Source organism: Enterococcus innesii, from assembly GCF_022846515.1.
GTDB classification, from domain to species: domain Bacteria; phylum Bacillota; class Bacilli; order Lactobacillales; family Enterococcaceae; genus Enterococcus_D; species Enterococcus_D innesii.
The window spans coordinates 2958288-2981337 of record NZ_AP025635.1 but is presented as its reverse complement, the minus strand read 5'-3'; the positions used below and the strand labels follow the sequence as shown (position 1 = coordinate 2981337).

The following is a 23050-nucleotide window of genomic DNA, read 5'->3' as shown; positions in this document are numbered from 1 at the left end:
ATGAAATTTTCTTGACACCTTTTTCATTTTTGATCGTGTCATTTTACTGCCCTTTCTCAAGGGATTTCGACTCTCTCAAAAAAACAACAGGAAGCGCACAACGTGCACTTGCCTGTTGCTTGATCAATCGTTAAAAATCATTAGATCGCTGTTGTTTCTCCACGATAAACGATACCGCGACGAGAATCAAGAGTAACCAATTCGCCATCTTTGATGGTAGTTGTTGCGTCTTTGGCACCAACGATGACTGGTAGATCTTTCGCGATTCCGACAACTGCTGCATGAGAAGTCAAGCCGCCATCTTCAACAACTAATGCTGCTGCTTTTTCGATTGCTGGCATATATTCTTTATCTGTTGTTGGTACAACTAAAATCATACCATCTTTTGCTTTCGCGATTGCTTCTTCAGCACTGTGAGCGATCACGGCATTGGCAACAACTGATTTTTCACCAATTCCTTGTGCTTCAAGCAATTTTGATCCGATCAATTGGATCTTCATTACGTTGGTTGTTCCGCGTTCACCAACAGGAACACCGGCTGTGATCAAGATTAGATCGCCTTCTTTAGCAAAGCCTAAATCAACTGCTTGTTTTGCTGCTAATTCGAACATTTCATCGGTCGTTGATGGTTTGTCAGCAACCGTTGGATAGACACCCCAGTTAAGCATCAAGCCACGTTTTGTCCGTTCGTCAAATGTGACAGCTAAAATGTCAGCATCTGGACGATATTTAGAGATCATTTTCGCAGTGTAACCAGATTCAGTTGCTGCAACGATTGTTTTAACCCCTAGGTTTTTCGCCGCACGTGCAACAGATAAACCGATTGTTTCTGTTACATCTGTTTTATCGAATTGGTTGATTTGGAATGTGCTGTTTTCTGATAAAGCTTTTTCAGCTTCAACGTCGATACGTGCCATTGTCGCTACTGCTTCTACAGGGTAGTCACCGTTTGCTGACTCACCAGAAAGCATTGTTGCATCAGTACCGTCAAAGACAGCATTGGCAACGTCAGAAGCTTCCGCACGAGTTGGACGTGGGTTTTGTTGCATTGATTCTAACATTTGTGTTGCTGTGATAACTGATTTACCAGCAGCGTTACATTTTTTGATGATGCTCTTTTGAACCATTGGTACTTCTTCAGCAGGGATCTCAACACCCATGTCACCACGAGCAACCATGATACCATCAGAAACTTTGATGATTTCATCGATATTGTCGATACCTTCTTGTGATTCGATTTTAGAGAAGATTTGCACATGAGTCATGTCTTTTTCTTCTAAAATTTCACGAATTTCTAAAACGTCTTGCGCTTTACGTACAAATGAAGCGGCAATGAAGTCGATATCGTTATCAAGACCAAAACGGATATCTTCTGCATCTTTTTCAGTAATACCAGGTAAGCTGATTGATACGCCAGGAGCATTGACCCCTTTACGTGATCCTAACATTCCAGCATTTTTAACAACAACCACTAATTCACGAGTTGCTTCGTCTTTTTCTTTGATTTCCATGTCGATCAAGCCATCATCAAACAAGATGTGTCCGCCCACATGAACATCTTCAAATAAACCAGGATAAGTTACAGCAATTTTTTCTTTTGTTCCTTTGTGTTCTGGATCCATTGAAATGCGTGTTTCATCGCCAACGTTGAATTGGATGTATCCAGCACGACCAAAGTCTGCTTCTGTCGTATTTTGTACAGTTGTACGGATTTCAGCACCTTTTGTATCTAAAAGGATACCGACATCTTTACCAGTTTTCTTTACGGCTTCACGAACCATTGTCATACGCGCTAATTGTTCTTCATGATCTCCATGAGAGAAGTTAAAGCGGAAGACATTCGCACCGGCTTCAATCAGTTGAGAAATAATTTCCACACTGTTACTTGCTGGTCCTAATGTACTTACGATCTTTGTTTTTTTCATTACTAAACGCTCCTATTCATTTATTTAAAATAGCTAATAAGCTTTTTTTACAAAATTACTGTTGCGTTGCTTAAAAATCTCTTTAGAATGAGATTTCTTTGTTCAAGTTATACAAGCTAAGATCTGGTTTGTGACGATTGTTTTCAAGGGTATCGATGATATCAGAAGCAATCATTTCATTGTTTTCGATACCGATACATATACCGCCTTTGCCTTGTTGCAATAATTCAACAGCATATGAACCAAATTTACTTGCTAACACACGGTCACGAGCGCTTGGTGAACCACCACGGACAACGTGTCCTAGAATTGATACACGGGTATGGAAATCGCCGTATTCAGAAAGTTTGTCAGCAAAATCATTTCCGCCCATCACACCTTCGGCTAAAACGATCAAGCAATGTTTTTTCCCGCGGTCGCGTCCTTCACGGATACGATCAGCAACAACTTGCATGTCAAAATCATGTTCTGGAATGATGATTTCATCCGCACCACCGGCCACACCTGACCATAAAGCGATATCGCCAGCACCGCGACCCATTACTTCGATCACAAAGGTGCGGACATGTGATGTCGCTGTATCACGGATACGGTCAATCGATTCCAAGACAGTATTAATTGCTGTATCAAAACCAATCGTGAAATCTGTTCCTGGAATGTCATTATCGATCGTTCCTGGAATCCCGATTGCTGGGAAACCGTGGCGAGTAAGTGCCATCGCACCATGGTAAGAACCATCTCCACCAATCACGACTAGCCCTTCAATGCCAAATTTCTTTAATTGTTCGATTCCTTTTAATTGTCCTTCTTGTGTCGCAAATTCTGGATAACGTGCTGAATATAAGAATGTTCCACCACGTTGAATTTTGTCACCAACATCAGCAACATCCAAGCGACGAATGTCGCCTGCGACTAGTCCGGCATAGCCATAGTTGATTCCGTATACTTCAAGTCCGTCAAAAATACCCTTTCTGACAACTGCGCGAATCGCTGCGTTCATTCCTGGTGCATCGCCGCCACTGGTTAGAATTCCAATGCGTTTCATTATTCTTTCACCTCATCAAAAGATTTTGTTTAGGGAAGCCCCTGTTTGCTAGTTTTCAAGTAATAACCACGAGACATATTCTACCATTATTCCATGAAAATGTCTTGAAATAGTGGGAAAAAGTTGAAAAAAGTGTAAGTTGAATTGCCGTTTTCGGAAAATTACTTGAAAATTACATTTCCATTTCCTAATAATGCCTTCAGTTGTGTGACAAAGTCTGGCTCATCCGTTACCCAGTTTTCTTCTGCTAACAACACTTTCTTGCCACTGCTTTCATAGAACATCACCACTGGAATATTTCCGTGATGCTGCTTCATTTCCTTCGACAATGCTTGCAGGTGCGACGTTTCAGCTGCAGCAGAAATCTTTAAGTAGCAAGTTTGTGACGCAATTTTGTTCTGAACGTTTTCTGCTAAGTCTATTTTATCAGCAATGAGTTGGATTTCACCATTGTAACGACTTACCTCGACCTTTCCTTCAATATAAAGAACAGCATTTTCTTCGATCAAGGAACGCACTTGTCGATAAACGATGGGAAAAATCGTTACTGAAACTTCCTTGCTGGCATCCGTTCCTTCAACAAACGCCATTTGTTCGCCTTTTTTTGTACGAATTTCCCGAATCTTTCGGACATACAAAAGAATACGCACTCGTTCGTTTGGAACTAGATCAGCAATATCCGTGATTTGTTTCAATTGGTGCAATTTTTGAAACTGTTCCACGGGATGACCAGACAAATAAACACCTAAGTATTCTTCTTCCAAAGCCAGTTTTTCTTCCAGTTTGTAATCGGTAACTGCTTCTTCTTTTAATGCCATAGTTTCTAAAAGATCCAAACTGCCGCCACTATAAGTAATATTTTGGATCTTTCCTTCTAGCTGGATCAGTGCTTGTTTTCGATTGGGGGCAATCACATCGAATACGCCAATACTCAAAAGCGGCAATAAATAATCCAATTTTAACCATTTGCTGTTCCGCTGATTCAAGCGAAGCAAAAATTGATCCATAGACGTGAAATTGCCATGCTCTTTTCGTTCTGCCAAAATGTCTTGGATCATGTCGCGCCGAATCCCTTTGATACTGCTGAACCCAAAACGGATTTGTTTCTCGTTTTGCAGTTGAAAACTAAACCCACTGGTATTGATCGATGGTGGCAGCACTTCTACGCCGTAACGTGCGGCTTCATTTAAGTATTCTTTCATTTTGCTGGCAGTGTTGCGTACCGAATGTAGGATCGACGCAAAAAATGGTGCCGGATAGTGTACCTTCAGATAGGCCATTTGAAAGCCGATAAAGGAATAGGCAAACGCATGGGATCGATTAAACCCATAGTTGGCGAAGCGTTCAATATAGTCATAGACCAAATTGGCGGTCTTTTCGTCATAATGATTGGCTAAGGCGCCTTGCACAAAATGACGACGTTCCTCATCCAAGACGTCTTTTTTCTTTTTACTGATTGCTCGCCGCAAAATATCTGCTTGTCCTAAGCTGAAACCAGCCATTTTGGAAGCTACTTGCATGATCTGTTCTTGGTAAACAATGATTCCGTAGGTGTTTTGCAAGATTGGAATCAAGCTGTCATCCGGATAAGAGACCCGCTCTTGACCTTTTTTCCGCTTGATAAAAGTATCAATATTTTGCATCGGTCCCGGACGATACAAGGCATTGACTGCGGCAATATCCTCGATGCTTTCTGGTCCTAACTTACGCAGCACATTGCGTATCCCCGCTGATTCAAATTGGAAGATCCCTGCGGTCTCACCTTTTTGAAACAAGCGCAATGTTGCTGGATCATCAAGAGGAATCTCTTTTTGGGTTACAATTTGTTGGCTGATTCGTTTGATACCTTTCAAGGTATTATCAATGATCGACAAGTTTCTCAAGCCTAAAAAATCCATCTTCAATAGGCCGATGGCTTCTACGTCATTCATGGTAAATTGGGTCAGCCAAATCCCATCGCTGCCTTCTTGCAAGGGAACCAGATCAAGTAAATTCTTGTCACTGATCACCACACCAGCGGCATGAGTCGATACGTGACGTGGCAAGCCTTCTAAAATTTTGGCGACTTGAAACATTACTTGGTTGCGCTCATTAAACGACACCAATTCTCGCAGCTGATTGGATTGTTCATAAGCAAGATCTAAGGTCATTTTCAAGGCATTGGGGATGGATTTTGACCAGCGATTGGCTTCACTTTGCGAAAGACCAAAGACACGAGAAACATCTCGCAGAACCATTTTGGCCGCCATGGTGCCAAACGTGGCGATCTGTGCCATATATTCTTGCCCGTATTTTTGGCGCACATATTGTAAAATCTCATCTCTGCGATTGTCAGGAATGTCTAAATCGATATCAGGCATCGTGTAACGTTCTGGATTCAAGAATCGTTCAAACAAAAGATCGTATTTGATTGGATCCACGTCGGTGATCGATAAAACATACGCCACCAGTGCTCCGGCAGCAGATCCCCGTCCAGCTCCGGTAACAATTTCTTGTTGGTGGGCAAAGTCCATGACGTCCCAAATAATCAAGAAGTAATCATCAAAGCCCATCTTATGGATGACAGACAACTCATAATCCAAACGCTGTTCGTACGCCGATGTAACGTGGGCAACACGTTGAGGCAGACGTTCAAAACAAATTTTCCGCAAATAGTCTGCAGCATTTTCTTCTGCTGGTAACGGGTAATGAGGCAATAGCCGCTGATGCAGTGGCAGCTCGACGGCGCATTCAGCTGCAATCCGCTGATTATTCATCAATGCCTGCGGCGCTTCGCCAAATGCCGCAGTCAATTGGTCTGCCGGTTGTAAAAAAAACTGCGTAGTCGCTTGCTCTTTTGCCTGACGAAAGTCTTCAATTTGCGAGCCCTCTTTGATATGGGTCATCACTTTGACTGCAAAGGCTTCTTCTTGTGCTAAAGCCGCGATTGGTTGATACGCACATGGTGCAATGTTTTGCTCGTTAAACCAAGCGATCGTTTCTGAATCTAGCCCCTTGCTAGTAATGCCTAAAAACAAGCTCTCAGAATCAAATTTATGGCTGATTGCTTGCAGTACTTTTTGATTAGCTTCTAAATCATCGTGCTGAGACGGCAAAAAGCCTTCGCCTTCAGGCAGCAAACCAAAGAGATCCTGCAAAGAATCACAAGCAGCTAAATTCAACTGCTCGGTGATCATTTTTTCACTTGATAAACGCATCAAGGTTTGATAGCCCTTGAGGTTTTTTGCAAATACGTACAATGGAAAGGACATTGATTCCTCTCCGAAGGTACAGTCGAACAAAGCGCCAAAAATCGGCTTGATGCCCTGTGCTAGGCATTGTTGATAAAACTCGACCGCGCCATAGAGAACATTATGATCGGTCAGACCCAATGTCTGATAGCCCATCTTTTTGGCTTGCTCTATATAGTGAGGAATTTTGATCGTACTTTGCAGCAACGAATAGGCGCTTAAGGTGGTGAGCTGTGAATACATTGAAATCCCTCCAAAAATGAAAATTCTCTTTCTTTCTGCTAGTAAATAGATTTGAAAAACAAAATGAAAAAGTGAAAATCTTTACAATAAATATTTTTGTGATAAACTAAAGTCGAAATGGAAGATACGCAGAAAAGAGGTGTCGTCATGCGTTACCTAGTCACTTTATTTTGGACTTTTGTATTAGGTCAAGTCGTTGGCTATCTAGGCAGCTCACTTGCTGGAGCAACTTATGATTTTCAATTAACTTCAATCATCTCTTTGGTCACAGGTGTGGTGATCATTCTTGTTGGTATTATCGCACCAGCGCCTGAAAAGACAAGCCATTAAAAAAAAACCAGTTACCTTTATTGTAACTGGTTTTTTTTTCTTTTCAACTATTCACTGATGTCCGTTTTGCGCAAGCTTTTACGGAAATTAAATCCTGAGATAAAAATATTGATCAGTACAAACCCACTAGTTACCCAAAAGACAGCGGGATAACCAAAACCAGCTGCTACCGTTGAGCCGACCATCGGACCTAACACTTGCCCAAAGTTAGAGAACATTTGGTTGTAGCTGTAGATGCGGCTGACCCCTTCCATCGGGGTGATCTTGCTGATCAGTGTATTGATGGACGGCATCAAGGCACCGGTAGAAAAACCAAGCAAGAAGCGCAACACGCCTAATTGAAACGGAGTAGAAACAAAGCCCATCGGAATGAAACAGAAAAATGATAGCAATAAACCGCCTAACAATACCTTGTGATTGCCGTAACGATCACCGATTTTGCCTAAAAATGGCGAAGAGATGATTGCCGAAACACCAGCAACAGAGACGATCAATCCGCTGACAAACAAAATATTGCCACTGTTCCCGCTTAGATCACGAATATACAATGTAAGGATCGGGCTGATACTCGTTACACCTAGCTGTAAAATCAGTGACGTAATAAACAAACCGACAAGCAACTGCATATTTTTGATTTGACCAAAAATTTCTTTGATGGACAGCAAATCGCCCTTTTCAACCGGCTCAAAATCTTCTTGAACGAGAAAAATCGTAAGCAAGAGCGTAATTAGCAGCACAACACCAGTAATGATAAAAACATTTTTCATGCCAAACCATTGCGCCAACGCCCCACCCATGGAAGGACCAATCAAATTCCCTGCGATGGCTCCTGTAGCCAATGTCCCAAGCGCCCAACCGCTTTTTTCTCGAGGCGCCTGCGAAGCGATCAACGCAGTCGCATTTGGAATATACCCCGATAAAATTCCGGTAAAGAAACGCATGATCAATAACCAATAGACATTCGGTACAAAAGCCAAAGAACCCATCGTCACTGTCATCCCCGCAGCCGCGCGAATCATCATTAAACGACGACCTTTTTGATCTGCTAGATTTCCCCATACTGGAGCAATGATAGCCGCCGCAAACGCCGTTACTGAGATTGCTAATCCAGAAAACAACTCAATTTGACTCTCTGGAGCGCCTAACTCTTCTATATATAAGGGAATGAATGGCATGACAAGACTAAAACTGGCACCCGTAAAAAAACAACCTACCCATGAAATCAGTAGATTTCGTTTCCAATCAATCTTCATTTACAAACCTTCTTTCACAAATACTATACCGTATCGTGAGTAATAATCAAATAAAAAATCTTTCTGCATTTAAAATACAGAAAGATTTTCTTCATTAAACTTAACTGATCAAAGCCAAAATGACAAAGTTTAGGATAAACAACGCATTGACGACCCAGATGATCGGAGACACTTCGTTGGCTTTTCCTTTCACTACTTTCACTAAGGCATAGAAAATGAAGCCAACAGCGATCCCGTTGGAAATACTGTAAGACAAGCCCATAAAAATAGACGCGAAGAAAGCGGGAACTGCTTCTTCTAGATCAGTCCACTTGATGTCTGCAAAAGAAGCCATCATCATTACCCCAACTAAGATCAACGCCGGTGCTGTCGCTTGTGCGGGAACGATTGAGATCAGTGGAGAAAAGATACTGCTGATCGCAAAGAGTGCTGCCACCACAACGGAAGTCAAGCCCGTGCGTCCACCAGCACCGATGCCAGCTGCTGATTCCACATAAGTCGTTGTATTTGAGGTCCCTACGATGGCCCCTACAGAAGTGGCTACGGCATCTGCAAAAAGAGCCTTATCCATCTTCGTATTCAACCCGTTACTATTTTCAACCGCTTCTTCATCTTTTTTCGAAAAGATCCCTGTACGACGTCCAGTCCCGATAAAGGTACCGATCGTATCAAAGACATCTGATAAACTAAACGCCAAAATCGTCATGATTACTTGAGGGATTTTGGCAGAATCACTGAATAATGAGCCCATTCCTTCAGAGCCAAACGCAGCCCCAAAGGTGATGCCTAGTTCGCTGATCGAGCTACCTAATGAATTTCCGTGCCAATCAATGGCACTTAAATCCACCACACCCATCAAAATACCGATGATCGTCGTTCCTAAAATACCAAAAATAATTGCCCCACGAACATTTTTCACTACTAACAAAGTAGTGATTACTAAACCAATCACTGCTAACAAAACAGGTGCATTATTGAAATTCGCCAAAGCTGGGACGATCCCCCCATTAAAATTGGCACTCACGATCGTCTCACCGTCAACAACTGAACCAGTCACTGCGGCAGTGTCTGCACTGAAGTTTAGCAAGTTGGCATTTTTGATCCCTACATAAGCCACAAAGATCCCGATCCCGCCACCGATTGCGTGCTGCATGCTTTCTGGAATCGCATGGATGATCATTTTTCTGATTCGAGTGACCGTGATAAAAATGTTGATCAAGCCGCAGATGAAAACCATCGCTAATGCTTGCTGCCACGAATAGCCCAAACCAAAAACAACGGTAAAGGTGAAGAATGCATTAAGTCCCATTCCAGGCGCTTGCGCATAAGGCACATTTGCAAATAAGCCCATGATCAGGGTACCAATCACTGAAGCGATGATCGTTGCTAAGAAAACAGCTTGAAACGGCATGCCTGCAGCAGATAAAATCGTCGGATTCACAAACAAAATATAACTCATCGCGAAGAAGGTGGTGACCCCGGCCATTACTTCTGTTGAAACCGTCGTTTTATTCTCCTTTAATTTGAAAAACTTTTCCATGTTATGTTTCACTCCTGAACTTTAATCGTTTCTATGAAAAGAAAAAATGAATAATTACGCTTTTCATCGAACAATTACAAATTATAAGGGAATAATTTTCGCTTTTCAAACCTTTTTCCGAATAAAACGAACCAAAAACGTTTAATGTTCGTGTTTTACTTTGTAAATATTATGAAAACTTATCGAAAACTTACTTGTATTGTGAAATGACAGAAATATGTTACACTTAAGCCACTAGTATAAGAGAATGGAGCGAGTCTTTTGAAACCAAAAATCATCGCCATTGATTTAGATGGCACAACCTTAAATACTGAATCCCAACTTTCCCCTCGCACACGTGAGGTACTGGTTCGCGCCACCAAAGCGGGACACTTTGTTACCATCGCTACCGGAAGACCTTTTCGGATGAGCGATCAATTCTATAAAGAATTGGCGCTCACAACACCAATGGTCAATTTTAACGGTGGGTTGGTCCATAAACCTCGACAAGTATGGGCAAATGAAATGGAGCATTCGATCTCTCGAGAAATTGCGTTTGAGCTCATGGCACAAAAAGAGCAGCTGGGGCTGACGTTTGTGGCAGCAGAAAATCGCGAAACCTTTTTCATCGATGACCTAAGCGGATTTGATCAACACTTTTTCTTTTCGGGCAATGCTTCCGAAAAAAATCTATTAGCAAATTTAAAAACGGATCCCACTTCATTACTGGTGAAAACCGAAAATGAATTAGCAGAATCTGTTTCTTTACGTATCAAGGATCAATTTGACGATGCAGTCGATGTTCGAACATGGGGCGGACCTCAAGCCATCTTAGAGATCGTACCAAAAGGAGTCCATAAAGCACTTGGTCTTTCGGTGATCGCGGATGCTTTGTCTTTGGATCGGCAAGATATCATCGCTTTTGGTGATGAACACAACGATTTGGAGATGCTGGATTATGCGGGTTGGGGCGTTGCCATGGCGAATGGCACGCAGCAATTAAAATCAATCGCCAATGATGTTACCGACAAAACCAATGCGGAAGATGGCATGGTCGATTACTTGGAAAAATATTTAGGTCTATAAAAAAAGCCGATGCGGGATATCCGCATCAGCTTTTTTTTGCTTCCATATTCAAATCAAAGTGTTTCATAAACGATTTCTTTGGCTTCGGGAATCGATTCATCAATAAAGAACACTTTGTACCAGGTCAAGAACGTAAAGATCGTCCAGATTTTTCGTTGAAGATTCGGTTTTCCTTGGCGATGGTCTTCTAGCATTTGCAAAATCGCTGTTTGATCGAAGAAGGTTGCCGCAAAGTCTGACTCAAAAAGTGCTTTGACTGCTTCATACCCGGTTCCTTCTTTCAGCCATGCCTTGATAGGTACAGGAAAGCCTAGTTTTTCACGGTTTGCCCATTCTTTTGGCAAATGACGGTTTGACGCTTGTCGGAACACATCTTTCGTGTTGTTTTGATTGATCAAATATTTCGTCGGGATCGTTTGCGCCAACTTTTGCATCTCGATATCCAATAAAGGAACCCGTAATTCCAAGGAACTCGCCATGGACATTTTGTCTGCTTTTAACAAGATATCCTTCGGCATCCACTGATGAAGATCCAAATATTGCATCTTATTGACCTCGTCTTTGAGACCATTGACTTTCTCATAATGAGGCGCAACGATTTCAGCAACAGAGGGTCCTTTTTGATACGTTGGTTTTAAAAGCTGTAGTGCTTCCTCTTCTTCAAAGACCAGGGCTTGCCCGATAAAGAAGTCTTGGGCAGGTGCCGTTGCTTCATAAAGATGAATTCGACCATGGAAGTTTTTCATTTTGCCGATTTGACGCCCTAAACGAAAGCGGATGTTTTGCGGCAGTTTTTTCAAGCCTTGGGCAAAAACGCGAACCGCTTTAGAGTTTGTGTGGAAGCCATAGGCAGCATAACCAGCAAATAATTCATCTGCCCCTTCCCCAGATTGAACGACCCGCACTTGCTGTGCTGCTAGGTTGGCTAAAAAGTACAAAGGGACACAGCTTGGGTTAGAATCCGGTTCGTCCAAGTGATACTGAATCAGCGGAAATGCCTCAAAGGACATTTCACCATCGATGACCGCTGCTGTGTTGTTCAAACCGAGTTTTTCCGTCAATTTGCGGGCTTCGATCGCTTCGTTATAGGTTTTGTCATCGAATCCGATTGAAAACGAGCGATCTGGTCGCAAGACCGAGGCCACATAACTTGAATCGACACCACTGGATAAAAATGAGCCGACTTCAACATCACTGATTTGATGAGCGGCAATCGATTCTTGGACTGCTTGATCGATTTTGTCGACCCATTCTTCTCTTGAATGATTTTCTTTCACTGAAAAATCTGCATCCCAATACTGCTTGATCGTCAATCCTTGTTCATTAAACAAATAATAATGCCCTTCTTGCAAACGATGAACGCCTTTAAAGAAGGTTTCTCCGTTCAAAGGCGAGTATTGGAAGGTCAAATAAGGTTTCAACGCCTCCTGGTTTAATTCTTTCTTGAAATCTGGATGAGGCAAAAAGCTTTTGATCTCAGAGCCAAACAGGAAACTGCCGTTCATTTGCGCATAGTAATACGGTTTGATGCCAAAGTGATCCCGCGCGCCGAAAAGCTCTTGTTTTTGAGTATCCCAGATGGCAAAAGCAAACATTCCCCGCAGGCGCTGCAACACATCAATGCCCCACTCTTCATAGCCATGTAAGACTACTTCGGTATCCGCATGGGTAGAAAAGACATGACCTGCTTGGATCAATTCCTCCCGCAATACTTGAAAGTTGTAAATTTCACCATTAAAAATGATTACTTTTGTTTGATCCTCATTAAAAATTGGTTGTGAGCCACCTTCTAAGTCGATGATCGATAAACGACGAAACCCTAATGCCACTCGGTCGTCGGTAAATTTCCCTGAACTGTTTGGTCCGCGATGAACGATCCGGTCCATCATGCGTTCAATAATGATTTCTTTTTGATCTTTTGAATTGACAAAGCCGACAATTCCGCACATATTTTCACATCCGTTTTCATAATCCATTTTCATTTTTCTAAAGTAAATCATACCATAGAATTCAAGAGATACGATCTCTTTTTCAAAAAAATACAATCAATATATTTTTGCACAAAACACAATTTGAAGATAAACCTTATGATATCAAGGTTTCCAATCATCTCATACTCTCAATCTTACAAATTTGTTATCTAAGAAAATAGCTATCCTCAAAATTCTTAAGAAATTTTTTATGAATTCTATTTTTCTGAAAATATACAAAGATACTTTTCCCGAATTTACTGACTCCAGCAAACTTCTTTTGCTTCCATTCTCAGCATTGATTTCCTGAAAATAATCAGTCAGATTTTTTCGTTTGATAGTTTTATTGGACTATTGTGAAAAAAAGTGTTATTCTAACTATGGAATTTCGTTATCAACTAACCGTTGCCTTTCAATGACAAGTTTTAAGAAAGGAGAATGACTATGACATTCTATAACACAGATCTACAATATCGTGTAACTCTGGATACCAAATTGAATTTATTTATCGTTTTCGATAAAAAAGATGCGAATCATTTTGCGACTGGAATTACGATCGAGCAAGCTGTACAAGAATTGAAAAAAACTGCATAAGGAGTTCATCCAAATGAAGGATACCGATTCGTACTGAAAGCACCTCGCTAAGGAAATAATTAGCTAGGTGCTTTCTTGTTTTTTGGCTCGCTCTTATCTTTTTCAGTATCCGTTTCTTGCTTTTGACCGCTTTGCTGTTCATCTAGCTGTAATATTTCATCAACAGATCCTTGTGTCATAAATTTGCTCAATCCCTGTGCCGCAATTTTTGTGTAACGCATAAAGTAATCTTTTTCTTCAAAATCCATCTTCTTCCCTCCTACTGATACAACTGTACTTTCATTTCGTTTACTAGCAATTTCACCAGTAATTCTTGAGCGTCACTTCTTTAATACATATAAATGATCCATTAATAGCATACACGTTACAGTTGTCAAATCATTCTTTTCCTCTGTTCATGAAAAGACAAATCTGTTTTCTGATTCCAGACATAGTACTATTAACTTTAGGAAACTGTTTTATTAGGGGGGATGCTTATGGCTACATTTTTCGCTGGTTTGTTTTTTATCGGTTTGATTGGTTTCATTTTTGGCATTATCTTATTTTATATTGGGTTGATAACTCAAAAAAACAAACGAGATCGAAATGTTTTTCTCATTGTCGCTTCCGCTTTTATTGTTTTGTTTTCGTATGGTGGCTTGTCCTTCTACCAAGATGTGACGTCTTTCGATAGCATCACTGCGCAAGTAAGCCCTTCATTACGTAACGAAGCAAGAAAAAATGAATCCTTTGTCGATGCCGCTGCTTCCATGGAACAACCACAAGGAGAACAAACAGCTGGCAATAACGAAGCAAGTAGCGCGCAACAAGAAGAACCCGCAAACAACGAGCAACATACACCTCAACTTTCTCGTGAAGAAAGAAATGCACTGAATCGTGCAGAAAGATACTTATCCAGCAGCGCGTTTTCTCAATCACGTTTAAAACGCCAACTACTCTATGAAGATTTTTCTGAGAGCGCCGCAGACTTTGCCGTAGTCACCGTGAATGCCGATTGGAATGAGCAAGCATTGAAAAGAGCGCTTCGCTACTCGCAAAATTTATCCTTATCAGATGAGCGTGTGGCGAACCAACTTTCCTATGAAGGCTTTACTTCTGAACAAATTGAATACGCCTTAACACGTTTGCCCGATTGATTCTTTTCGTTTGTTGCAGGACCACAAGCAAAAAAGATATCGGCAAGTTGACGGAACAATTATGCTGTTTTCTAGACCGAGTGTAGGTTAATCGCCTTTCAGATGGTTATCGATCAAGTTCGACAGTTATTTATATTCTTCTGTCCGTAACAAACAAAAAAGCCTATCTCGAAAGATAGGCTAGACGCTCTAAAGCGTTGGTATAAGGAGAGTACAGGATTTGAACCTGCGCGCCGGGATGAACCGGGTCGGCGGATTTCGAGTCCGCTGCATTACCACTCTGCCAACTCTCCATAACAGTTATTTTCGCTAGTTTCACAAAAAATGTCAAGAAAAATCTGCATCCAAAATAGAAATGGATACAGATTTTTTATTTTTTAATCGAAAATATAGTTTTCTTTCTTTTCGATTACGCCTTCGATCGTCTCGTTGATGATTTTGATGATTTGGTCATCGGTGGGTGTGATAATACCCGCCGACATTAAGGAAGCCAAACCAGTCACAACGATCCATGCGCCATTATGTAGTGCATTTATCGCATCTTCGGGTAGATCTGCATATTTTTCTTCTGATTTGATCAAGGATTTGAAATAGGTGGATGAAAAATCATGCATCAATTTCCCACCGCCATAGTCGTCGATAAAAAGGGCGATGTAGAGATTGTGCTGCTCTTGCGCGAAGCGTATATAATTCAGGCCTAAATCAACAAGTTTGTCTCCTGTTCGAACAACTGGAAAAACATTTTCCGATAAATCTTTGAAAACAGCCTCTACCAAAGTATTTTTTAAGTCCTGCATATTTTCGAACTCAAGATAAATTGGTTGAGTAGAAATTCCCATGTGCTTGGCGATATTCCGGGCCGTAAAGTTGCCAAAACCTTCTCTATTGATCAGTTCATAAGCGGCCTTCAAAATGTGTTCTCTTGTATAGACCTTCCTTCGCATCAATAAATCCCCCTTTTTTTATTTATTTAATTGTAACCGAGTTATTCATTTTTTTAAAATAAAACACTCCATCCGTTATCTTATTTCTATTCACTTTGTTCATTAAACATGAATCTTTACGAATAAAGAGAAGTGCCTCTTTTTTCATTTATCACAAAAAATCCTGCGTAGAGGTTGCTAGTTATTTTTCAAATCTACTTTTCTTTCTTGTTGAAAACTCGCTGAAATTGTACACTAAGAATGTAGTGCGCAAATTCGATTGAAAAAGGGGTTTGGAAATGGCTGAATCAAAAGAGCTATTATTGGAGACCTGCTTATTAGCAGGGAAAATTATGATGGAAAACGGCTCGGAAGTCTATCGAGTAGAAGATACAATGAATCGAATTGCGGCCAACGCTGGGGAGCAAGGTAGCATTAGTTATGTAACAGCAACTGGTCTTTTTATGGGTTTGCGCAGCAGTCACTATGCGCAAGTAGAAAATGTCCATGATCGAGTCATCAATCTCGAAAAAATCGTTGCCGTTAACGGACTCTCTCGTGCTTATGCAGAAAAGAAAATTTCTTTAGCGGAACTGCACGAGGCATTAAAAAAGGTCAATCCGACAACACCAAGTTTTCCCTACTGGCTGCAGGTCCTTAGTGCTGGTGTAGTCAGCAGTACCTTAATGATTATTTTTGGCGGTGCTTGGTTTGACTTTCTACCGACCTTCATTATTGGCTGTCTGGGATTTTTATGCGCGTATTGGGTCAAGAAAGTGATCGATATCCGCTTTTTGGATATGTTTTGCGCCTCTTTACTAATCGGTACTTTGTCTGTCTTAGCGGTCTCCCTTCATGTCGCACAAAACGTCGATAATTTGATTATCGGTGCCGTCATGCCCTTAGTTCCTGGTGTAGCGATCACCAATTCCTTTCGCGATATCTTGGCGGGCCATCTCATCAGCGGAACCGCCCGAGGTACTGAAGCCATTTTCACAGCTGCCGCGATCGGTGTCGGCATCGCCACGGTCTTCACCTTATTTGGAGGGATCTCATGACGATTTTTATTCACCTTTCCTTCAGCTTTTTAAGCACCGTGACCTTTGGCATTTTGACTAATATTCCTAAAAGAGCTTTGGTTGCCACAGGCATTGCCGGAACCGTTGGCTGGATGATCTATTGGTCATTAAAAACGATTGGCTATGGTTTAGGTAGCGCCAACTTTTTAGCCGCATTTGCTGTCGGTTGTGTCAGCATCTTTTTTTCCCGCAGAAAAAAAATGCCTATGATCATTTTTAACATTCCTAGTCTCGTTCCCCTCGTACCGGGTGGACCTGCCTATAAAGCCGTTCGAGAATTTGCTTTAGGGGACAACTTTGTCGGCTTTGAAAATCTGATGATCGTGGTTATCACTGCTGGGGCGATCGCCGGAGGCTTCATGATGACGAGTGTGGTTGAAAAGATCGTCAATCGTTGGCAAGTGAAGCGCACAAAAAAACGTCACCCAGATAAAAAAGCCTCCTAAAACTAATGGCGTGCCGAAACTATAAATTTTTCTTATTTCAGACTTTGGTACAATGTTTTCTTTGCGGACTTCTCTTATAATAAAGGCATACCTTACAAAACTGTTTGACGTTTGTCATTTGTTTTACTGGATTTTTCTGGTCTCACCCCGTATAGTGAGATTATGAAACAAAAAGGAGATGAAGTCCTGTGAGCATAGCAACTTCTCGTCGTATCATTAATACGATTTCTATTATTGGCTTAGGTTTATCTATCGCACTAACGATCTATTTTATCAATCTAGGTGTTTTCAAAGACATTAATGCCTTACGAGGTCTAGTTGGAAATTCTGTTATCTTAGGACCAATCGTCTTTATCCTATTGCAGATCTTGCAAGTCGTGATCCCAATCATTCCCGGTGGTGTCTCCAGCGCTGCAGGTGTTTTGATTTTCGGTCCTTACCTAGGATTCGTTTATAACTATGTAGGAATCAGTATTGGTTCTGTCATTATTTTCCTGCTTGGCCGACGATACGGTAAACCATTCATTTTAAGTATGATCAGTGACAAAACTTACGATAAATACATTGGCTGGTTAGATAACCAAAGCCGATTTGAAAAACTTTTCGCCCTTGCGATCTTTCTACCGGTTGCCCCAGATGATGCCCTTTGTCTTATGGCTGGGTTGACCAACATGTCCGTTAAGAAGTTTACGTTGATTATTTTATTAGCAAAACCTGCCTCAATTTTCTTGTACAGTATGGCATTGATTTATGGTGGGACATTCTTAACTGGTTTGTTAGGCGGATAAGAATTAGAGTAAGAAAAGCGATCAATTTATTGAGCCGAATGTGAAGGAGCTACGTTTGAGACAGGATCTATGCCTGTGACGAACTTGCTGCTAAACTGTTCGGCTTTTTTCCCGCCTTTACCTTTATTACCCAGAGAACCAAAAATACTTACTATTGTTAGGATGACAACCATGAATTATTTAAAAAACAGCTTCATCAACACTTGGGATTTTTTGAAAGACAGCAACGCCTACTTCCGTGATGTCTTATTGATGCACGGTGCCTTGTTGTTCTTAGTAATTCCAATATTAACTTCTTCCACCAAATTCGTTCTAAGACGGGGAGGCTTACCTTACCTTTCATTCGACAATATCGGGAGTATTTTTACAGATCATCCTGTCGTATTGCTTTCACTAACAGTGATTTTGCTTTTGATCTTATTAGCCGTCTTTTTTGAGTTTACATTCTTGTTGTTGAGTGTCTATTTTATCAAAAAGAAACAACCCATCAGCCTGCGCCAATTGTTACGGATGACTGTTTTGCAGTTGCGAAAATTACGGCCGATGACCTTTTTATTTTTTCTCTTTTACTTCTTACTGATTCTACCCATCGGTGGGTTGAGCTTTAATTCGGATTTACTCGCAAAAATCAAAATCCCTGCCTTTATCATGGATTTCATTTTTGCCAACCGTGTCGTAATCATCGGAGCAGTGCTTTTGATCTATGTCTTGTTGATCTATTTAGGAATTCGCGTGATTTTTGCCTTGCCAGAAATGATTTTGCGTGATTTGCCTTTTCGAAAAGCGATCAAAGAAAGCCTTCAAGTGACTAAACGCCGCTTTTTTGCTATCGTTGGTCAGTTTGTTTTTATTAGTGGCAGCATCTTATTGATCACGACACTTAGCTTTACTTTGCTGATCACGATTCAAGCAGTAATCGAAGCTGTTGCACCGAATTATGCCTTGTATAGTGCTGTTTTTATTATGACTTTCTTACAGTTTATTTTGTTACTGAATGTCATTTTATCGACCGTAGCTATTTTTTATATCATCGTTGATTTCATGGATGACGAAGGTTTTTTACCAGAGATTCCTTCATGGTTCCACCAAGAACCATTGAACCAGCGTCATTTCTTAGGTCTAAAAAGTTCCTTGTTTACCTTGGTGACGGTGCTTTTCGGTGTCGGTGTTAGTCTATATAATATGAACTATCTGACTTCAGCTGCTTCGATTCATCCGGTAACGATCTCCCATCGAGGGGTAAGCGACGGACAAGGGGTCCAAAATTCTCTTGAAGCACTACGCTTTACTAGTGAGAAGTATCATCCGGATTATGTTGAAATGGACGTCCAGCAAACAAGTGATGGTCATTTTATTGTCTATCATGATTTTTCTTACCGCCAACTAACCGGCGGCAAAGGAAAACCAGAACAATTACCCTTGAGCTATGCCGAATCACTGACAGTTTCGGAAAACAACCAGACAGCCCGTATTCCAACTTTTGACGAGTACTTGGCGCTTGCCAACCAATTGGATCAAAAACTGCTGGTGGAGATCAAAACTCAGCAAAAAGATACTGCGCAGCTCGTAGATGACTTCTTAGAACGATACCAAGAGGATTTAGTTGCAAATGGGCATATTATGCAAAGCCTCTCCTATACAGTTGTTGAAGAATTAAAGGATAAAGCACCTGAATTGACGTCAGGATACATCATGCCCTTCAATGTCGTTGGACCACCACTGACTAGTGCCGATTTTCTGACAATGGAATACAGTACGATCAACCGCAACTTCATCGCTTCTGCTCGGACTGACGGCAAGGAAGTGTTCGTTTGGACCCCCAACGATGCGGATACCATCAGCCGGATGCGTTTTTACGGTGTGGACGGGATCATTACCGACCAAATGGGGATTTTAAATGAAGAGTTGAGTGTGACGGAAGAAGACATGACTTATTCAGACAAACTATTGAACTTTGTGATTGGTGTTGGCTGATCTCACACGAAGAAAAATGCTGCTCACGGTAATCCGTGGAGCAGCATTTTTTACTATTTTGTTAAGCAACATTGGTTTGTGTAAAAATTTTATTGAAGCTGACGATCATCCGACGATTACAAGCTTCTACTTGTACTTGATCTTCTTCTTCACAACTTGAAACGACGATCAACGCCGTATTTACGTATAGTTTTTCCACCACACCGATCACAGGCTTACTCGCCCCTACTGGTCGGCAGACATATTTTTCACCAATCGTAATATTCTCCATATCCTCACCTCAACCGTTTTCTTTCTTAAAGATATAATAACAAAAAAGCATCAAAATGAAAACGGTTTATTTCCATTCATCACGCATTTGTCACCAAGAAATGACAGTTTCGTTCGTTGAAACCCACTGCTTTGTTCGTGCCACTGAATAGAATTCATTTTATACTAAAGAAAATCAAAAGGAGATGAGTCAAATGCCAATTATTCAAACCTGTATCTTTGGACTATTGTCTGCTGCGTTGCTTTGGGGATTAAAAGAAGACCGCTGATTTTTTGGATTACTGATTTGTTATTAAATAAAATAAAAACGCCTTGAGCAGATCAGAACTGGCTCGAGGCGTTTCTTTATCTTATTATAGACGTTCGTTCAATTCTTTTGCAAGATCTTCGAAACCTGGTTTGCCAAGTAAGGCGAACATGTTTTTCTTGTAAGCTTCAACTCCTGGTTGGTCAAATGGGTTCACGCCATTTAAGTAGCCAGAAATTCCTACAGCGATCTCAAAGAAGTACATCGTGTACCCTAACGTGTAAGCATCCATTGTAGGGATTTTTACTAACAGATTTGGTACATCTCCATCTGTATGGGCAAGTAACGTTCCTTCAAAAGCTTTCGTATTAACAAAGTCAACTTCTTTTCCTTCTAAGTAGCCAAGACCATCAAGATCGGCTTCTTGTGTAGGGATCGCGATTGATTTGCGTGGTTTTTCAACTTTTACGACGGTTTCAAAGATATTGCGACGGCCTTCTTGGATGTATTGACCAAGAGAATGCAAATCTGTTGAGAAGTTTGCACTTGAAGGATAGATCCCTTTTTGGTCTTTTCCTTCAGACTCGCCGAATAATTGTTTCCACCATTCTGAGAAGTATTGCATGCCTGGTTCGTAGTTGATCAGCAATTCGGTTACTTTGCCTTTGCGATAAAGGATGTTACGCATTGCTGCATATTGATACGCTTCATTTTTTTCAAGGTCGTCACTTGCGTAAGCATCGCTAGCATCTGCTGCCCCTTGCATCAAGGCATCGATATCCGCTCCGCTGGCAGCGATTGGCAATAAACCAACAGCAGTCAATACAGAGAAACGGCCGCCGACGTCATCTGGAATCACAAAAGTTTCCCAGTTTTCAGCATCTGCTTCAACTTTTACTGCACCTTTCGCTTTATCCGTTGTTGCGTAGATCCGTTTGTTGGCTTCTTCTTTGCCGTATTTTTCAATCAAACGTTCTTTGAAAACACGGAAAGCGATCGCTGGTTCAGTAGTAGTTCCTGATTTTGAGATCACATTCACAGAGAAGTCACGGTCACCAATGATTTCGATCAAATCTGCTAAGTAAGTTGAAGAAATTGAATTACCGGCAAAAAAGATTTGTGGTGCTTTGCGTTCTTCATTTGGTAACAAGTTAAAGAAAGAATGATTTAAGAAATCAATCGCTGCTTTCGCTCCTAAATAAGATCCGCCGATCCCGATCACGACTAGTACTTCAGAATCAGATTGAATTTTTTCAGCCGCTTTTTTGATACGCGCAAATTCATCTTTGTCATAATTTTTAGGAAGGTCGATCCAACCTAGAAAGTCGCTACCAGCACCTGTTCCTTCGCGTAATTGTTTGTCTGCTGCTGTAACTTGACTTTGCATGTAGCTCAATTCGTATTCGTTTACGAATGGTGCTACTTTCGAATAGTCAAACTTGATGTGTGACATGATTTGTCCTCCTTGAAAAAATAGTTTTTCATACACTACCTACTTTACGTTTTTTTCCAACTTTTTTCAAGTAATTCCTGATAGGTAGCCTGTTGGGTGATTTTAGACAAGTCCTTGAGCAAACATTGCTTTAGCAACTTTTTCAAAGCCTGCGACGTTCGCACCTAACATAAAATTATTTTTTTGATCGAAGGTTTCAGCAGTATCACGGCATGCTTCATAGATCGACTTCATGATATCGTCCAATTTGGCATCGACTTCAGCTTTTTCCCATTGCAGTCGTTGGGAGTTTTGACTCATTTCTAACGCAGAAACGGCTACGCCGCCAGCATTGGCTGCTTTTCCTGGACAGTAGAAAATTCCTTCTTCAATAAAATATTCTGCTGCTTCTAATGAGCTAGGCATATTCGCGCCTTCAGAAACGACCCGAACACCATTGGCTTTTGCACGTTTGGCTTGTGAGAGATCAATCTCGTTTTGGGTCGCGCAAGGAAAGGCTAATTCCGCTGGTGTATCAAAATCCCAGACAGATGCCCCTTCATGATATTCTGCTGATGGACGTTCTTTCGCATAAGCCGTCAGACGTTCGCGCTTCACTTCTTTGATTTCTTTTAATAAGGCCAGATCAATGCCGTCTTTGTCATAAATAAAACCAGAGGAATCAGAACAGGTGACAGGGATCGCACCTAATTCTTGCAATTTCTCAATTGCATAAATTGCAACATTGCCGCTTCCAGAAACGATCGCTTTTTTGCCTTCAAAGGTTTCACCTAGGTCTGTCAATAAATGCTTAACGAAATAAACAGCACCATAACCCGTTGCTTCTGTGCGGTTTTTACTGCCCCAAAAGTCTAATGGCTTACCAGTTAAAATACCGGCATCGTATTGTTTCAATCGTTTGTAGGCACCAAATAAATAGCCGATTTCCCGTCCTCCGACACCAATGTCGCCAGCAGGAACATCTAAGTCAGGTCCGATATGTTTTGACAGCTCCGTCATAAAGCTTTGGCAAAAACGCATCACTTCGGCATCTGATTTGCCTTTTGGATCAAAATCACTTCCGCCTTTGCCGCCGCCGATCGGCAGACCTGTCAAGCTGTTTTTGAAGATTTGCTCAAACGCCAAAAACTTCAAGATACTCAAGTTGACACTTGGGTGAAAACGCAAGCCGCCTTTGTAAGGCCCCATTGCCGAGTTGAATTGAATCCGATAGCCACGGTTTACTTGCCAGTTGCCTTGATCGTCTTGCCATGGGACTCTGAATTGGATAAAACGTTCTGGTTCAGTTAAGAGTGCAAGGATATTTGATTCAATATATTCTGGATGCTCCTCTAAAAAGGGAACGATCGTAGGCAAAAATTCGTCAATTGCTTGAAGAAATTCCGGTTGGTGTTGGTCTTTCTCGTGAATCTTCGCTTGAATTTCTTTCACGTAAGCTGAAGCTTTGGTCATAGTGCATTACCTCCTTTAAGATATTTTCTATTTTAAAGAAATTTTCTGAAATTGCACGCTTTTTTTTAGAATTGTCAGAATTTTTTA

At 41.2% G+C, this 23050-nt stretch carries 19 protein-coding genes and 1 tRNA gene; 8 read left to right on the top strand and 12 right to left on the bottom strand.

Annotated elements, in window-relative coordinates:
• Positions 1–140: 140 nt before the first annotated feature.
• The 3 genes from pyk to dnaE form a co-directional block, all read right to left on the bottom strand.
• On the bottom strand, positions 141–1925 hold the full coding sequence (pyk, locus tag ENLAB_RS13885) for a pyruvate kinase (protein WP_077454197.1): 1785 nt from the start codon (positions 1923–1925) through the stop codon (positions 141–143).
• A gap of 82 nt (positions 1926–2007) precedes the next feature.
• Positions 2008–2970 (bottom strand): 6-phosphofructokinase, encoded by a 963-nt coding sequence (gene pfkA / locus ENLAB_RS13880; protein ID WP_244351680.1) that lies wholly within the window; start codon positions 2968–2970, stop codon positions 2008–2010.
• Positions 2971–3131: 161 nt separating this feature from the next.
• Positions 3132–6443 (bottom strand): DNA polymerase III subunit alpha, encoded by a 3312-nt coding sequence (gene dnaE / locus ENLAB_RS13875; RefSeq protein WP_244351678.1) that lies wholly within the window; start codon positions 6441–6443, stop codon positions 3132–3134.
• A gap of 147 nt (positions 6444–6590) precedes the next feature.
• Here dnaE and ENLAB_RS13870 point away from each other — a divergent pair, with 147 nt between their 5' ends.
• Positions 6591–6773 (top strand): YjzD family protein, encoded by a 183-nt coding sequence (locus ENLAB_RS13870; RefSeq protein WP_008377814.1) that lies wholly within the window; start codon positions 6591–6593, stop codon positions 6771–6773.
• A 47-nt stretch (positions 6774–6820) separates the two neighbouring features.
• Here the strand turns inward: ENLAB_RS13870 and ENLAB_RS13865 are convergent, their stop codons facing one another.
• Both ENLAB_RS13865 and ENLAB_RS13860 read right to left on the bottom strand, forming a co-directional pair.
• On the bottom strand, positions 6821–8026 hold the full coding sequence (locus ENLAB_RS13865; protein WP_005231893.1) for a multidrug efflux MFS transporter: 1206 nt from the start codon (positions 8024–8026) through the stop codon (positions 6821–6823).
• Positions 8027–8126: 100 nt separating this feature from the next.
• Positions 8127–9566: an NCS2 family permease gene (locus ENLAB_RS13860; protein WP_244351668.1), complete on the bottom strand. Its 1440-nt coding sequence runs from the start codon at positions 9564–9566 to the stop codon at positions 8127–8129.
• Positions 9567–9827: 261 nt separating this feature from the next.
• On the opposite strand from ENLAB_RS13860, the gene ENLAB_RS13855 reads away from it, so the two are divergent.
• Positions 9828–10631, top strand: coding sequence for a Cof-type HAD-IIB family hydrolase (locus ENLAB_RS13855; RefSeq protein ID WP_244351653.1), 804 nt, complete (start codon positions 9828–9830; stop codon positions 10629–10631).
• A gap of 53 nt (positions 10632–10684) precedes the next feature.
• Here ENLAB_RS13855 and asnB read toward each other — a convergent pair whose 3' ends face one another.
• A complete protein-coding gene (gene asnB / locus ENLAB_RS13850) occupies positions 10685–12580 on the bottom strand; it encodes an asparagine synthase (glutamine-hydrolyzing) (RefSeq protein ID WP_077454264.1) in 1896 nt (631 codons plus the stop codon).
• 465 nt (positions 12581–13045) lie between these two features.
• On the opposite strand from asnB, the gene ENLAB_RS13845 reads away from it, so the two are divergent.
• Positions 13046–13195 carry a hypothetical protein gene (locus ENLAB_RS13845; RefSeq protein ID WP_005229155.1) on the top strand — a complete coding sequence of 50 codons (150 nt, stop codon included), beginning with the start codon at positions 13046–13048 and terminating at the stop codon, positions 13193–13195.
• Between the two features lie 59 nt (positions 13196–13254).
• Here the strand turns inward: ENLAB_RS13845 and ENLAB_RS13840 are convergent, their stop codons facing one another.
• A complete protein-coding gene (locus ENLAB_RS13840; protein ID WP_244351651.1) occupies positions 13255–13443 on the bottom strand; it encodes a hypothetical protein in 189 nt (62 codons plus the stop codon).
• Positions 13444–13671: 228 nt separating this feature from the next.
• Here ENLAB_RS13840 and ENLAB_RS13835 point away from each other — a divergent pair, with 228 nt between their 5' ends.
• Positions 13672–14331 (top strand): Ltp family lipoprotein, encoded by a 660-nt coding sequence (locus ENLAB_RS13835; protein WP_244351649.1) that lies wholly within the window; start codon positions 13672–13674, stop codon positions 14329–14331.
• A 205-nt stretch (positions 14332–14536) separates the two neighbouring features.
• Here the strand turns inward: ENLAB_RS13835 and ENLAB_RS13830 are convergent.
• A tRNA-Ser gene (locus ENLAB_RS13830) sits at positions 14537–14624 on the bottom strand.
• An 84-nt stretch (positions 14625–14708) separates the two neighbouring features.
• Positions 14709–15275 carry a TetR/AcrR family transcriptional regulator gene (locus ENLAB_RS13825; RefSeq protein ID WP_244351647.1) on the bottom strand — a complete coding sequence of 189 codons (567 nt, stop codon included), beginning with the start codon at positions 15273–15275 and terminating at the stop codon, positions 14709–14711.
• A 278-nt stretch (positions 15276–15553) separates the two neighbouring features.
• On the opposite strand from ENLAB_RS13825, the gene ENLAB_RS13820 reads away from it, so the two are divergent.
• The 4 genes from ENLAB_RS13820 (at position 15554) to ENLAB_RS13805 (ending at position 19541) form a co-directional block, all read left to right on the top strand.
• Positions 15554–16312 (top strand): threonine/serine exporter family protein, encoded by a 759-nt coding sequence (locus ENLAB_RS13820; RefSeq protein ID WP_077454202.1) that lies wholly within the window; start codon positions 15554–15556, stop codon positions 16310–16312.
• Positions 16309–16779 carry a threonine/serine exporter family protein gene (locus ENLAB_RS13815; protein WP_077454203.1) on the top strand — a complete coding sequence of 157 codons (471 nt, stop codon included), beginning with the start codon at positions 16309–16311 and terminating at the stop codon, positions 16777–16779. Before ENLAB_RS13820 ends, ENLAB_RS13815 begins: the two co-directional genes overlap by 4 nt.
• Positions 16780–16967: 188 nt before the next feature.
• Complete coding sequence (locus ENLAB_RS13810) at positions 16968–17567, top strand: TVP38/TMEM64 family protein (protein WP_077454204.1); 600 nt, start codon at positions 16968–16970, stop codon at positions 17565–17567.
• A 171-nt stretch (positions 17568–17738) separates the two neighbouring features.
• A complete protein-coding gene (locus ENLAB_RS13805; protein ID WP_077454205.1) occupies positions 17739–19541 on the top strand; it encodes a glycerophosphoryl diester phosphodiesterase membrane domain-containing protein in 1803 nt (600 codons plus the stop codon).
• Positions 19542–19602: 61 nt separating this feature from the next.
• Here ENLAB_RS13805 and ENLAB_RS13800 read toward each other — a convergent pair whose 3' ends face one another.
• The 3 genes from ENLAB_RS13800 to gdhA all read right to left on the bottom strand — a co-directional run bounded on the left by ENLAB_RS13800 (position 19603) and on the right by gdhA (position 22963).
• A complete protein-coding gene (locus tag ENLAB_RS13800; protein WP_086292927.1) occupies positions 19603–19812 on the bottom strand; it encodes a hypothetical protein in 210 nt (69 codons plus the stop codon).
• Between the two features lie 352 nt (positions 19813–20164).
• On the bottom strand, positions 20165–21511 hold the full coding sequence (locus ENLAB_RS13795) for a glucose-6-phosphate isomerase (protein WP_005229134.1): 1347 nt from the start codon (positions 21509–21511) through the stop codon (positions 20165–20167).
• Between the two features lie 102 nt (positions 21512–21613).
• The gene (gene gdhA / locus ENLAB_RS13790; protein WP_086293007.1) at positions 21614–22963 is read right to left on the bottom strand and encodes an NADP-specific glutamate dehydrogenase; all 1350 of its coding nucleotides are present in this window, start codon (positions 22961–22963) and stop codon (positions 21614–21616) included.
• Positions 22964–23050 lie beyond the last annotated feature (87 nt).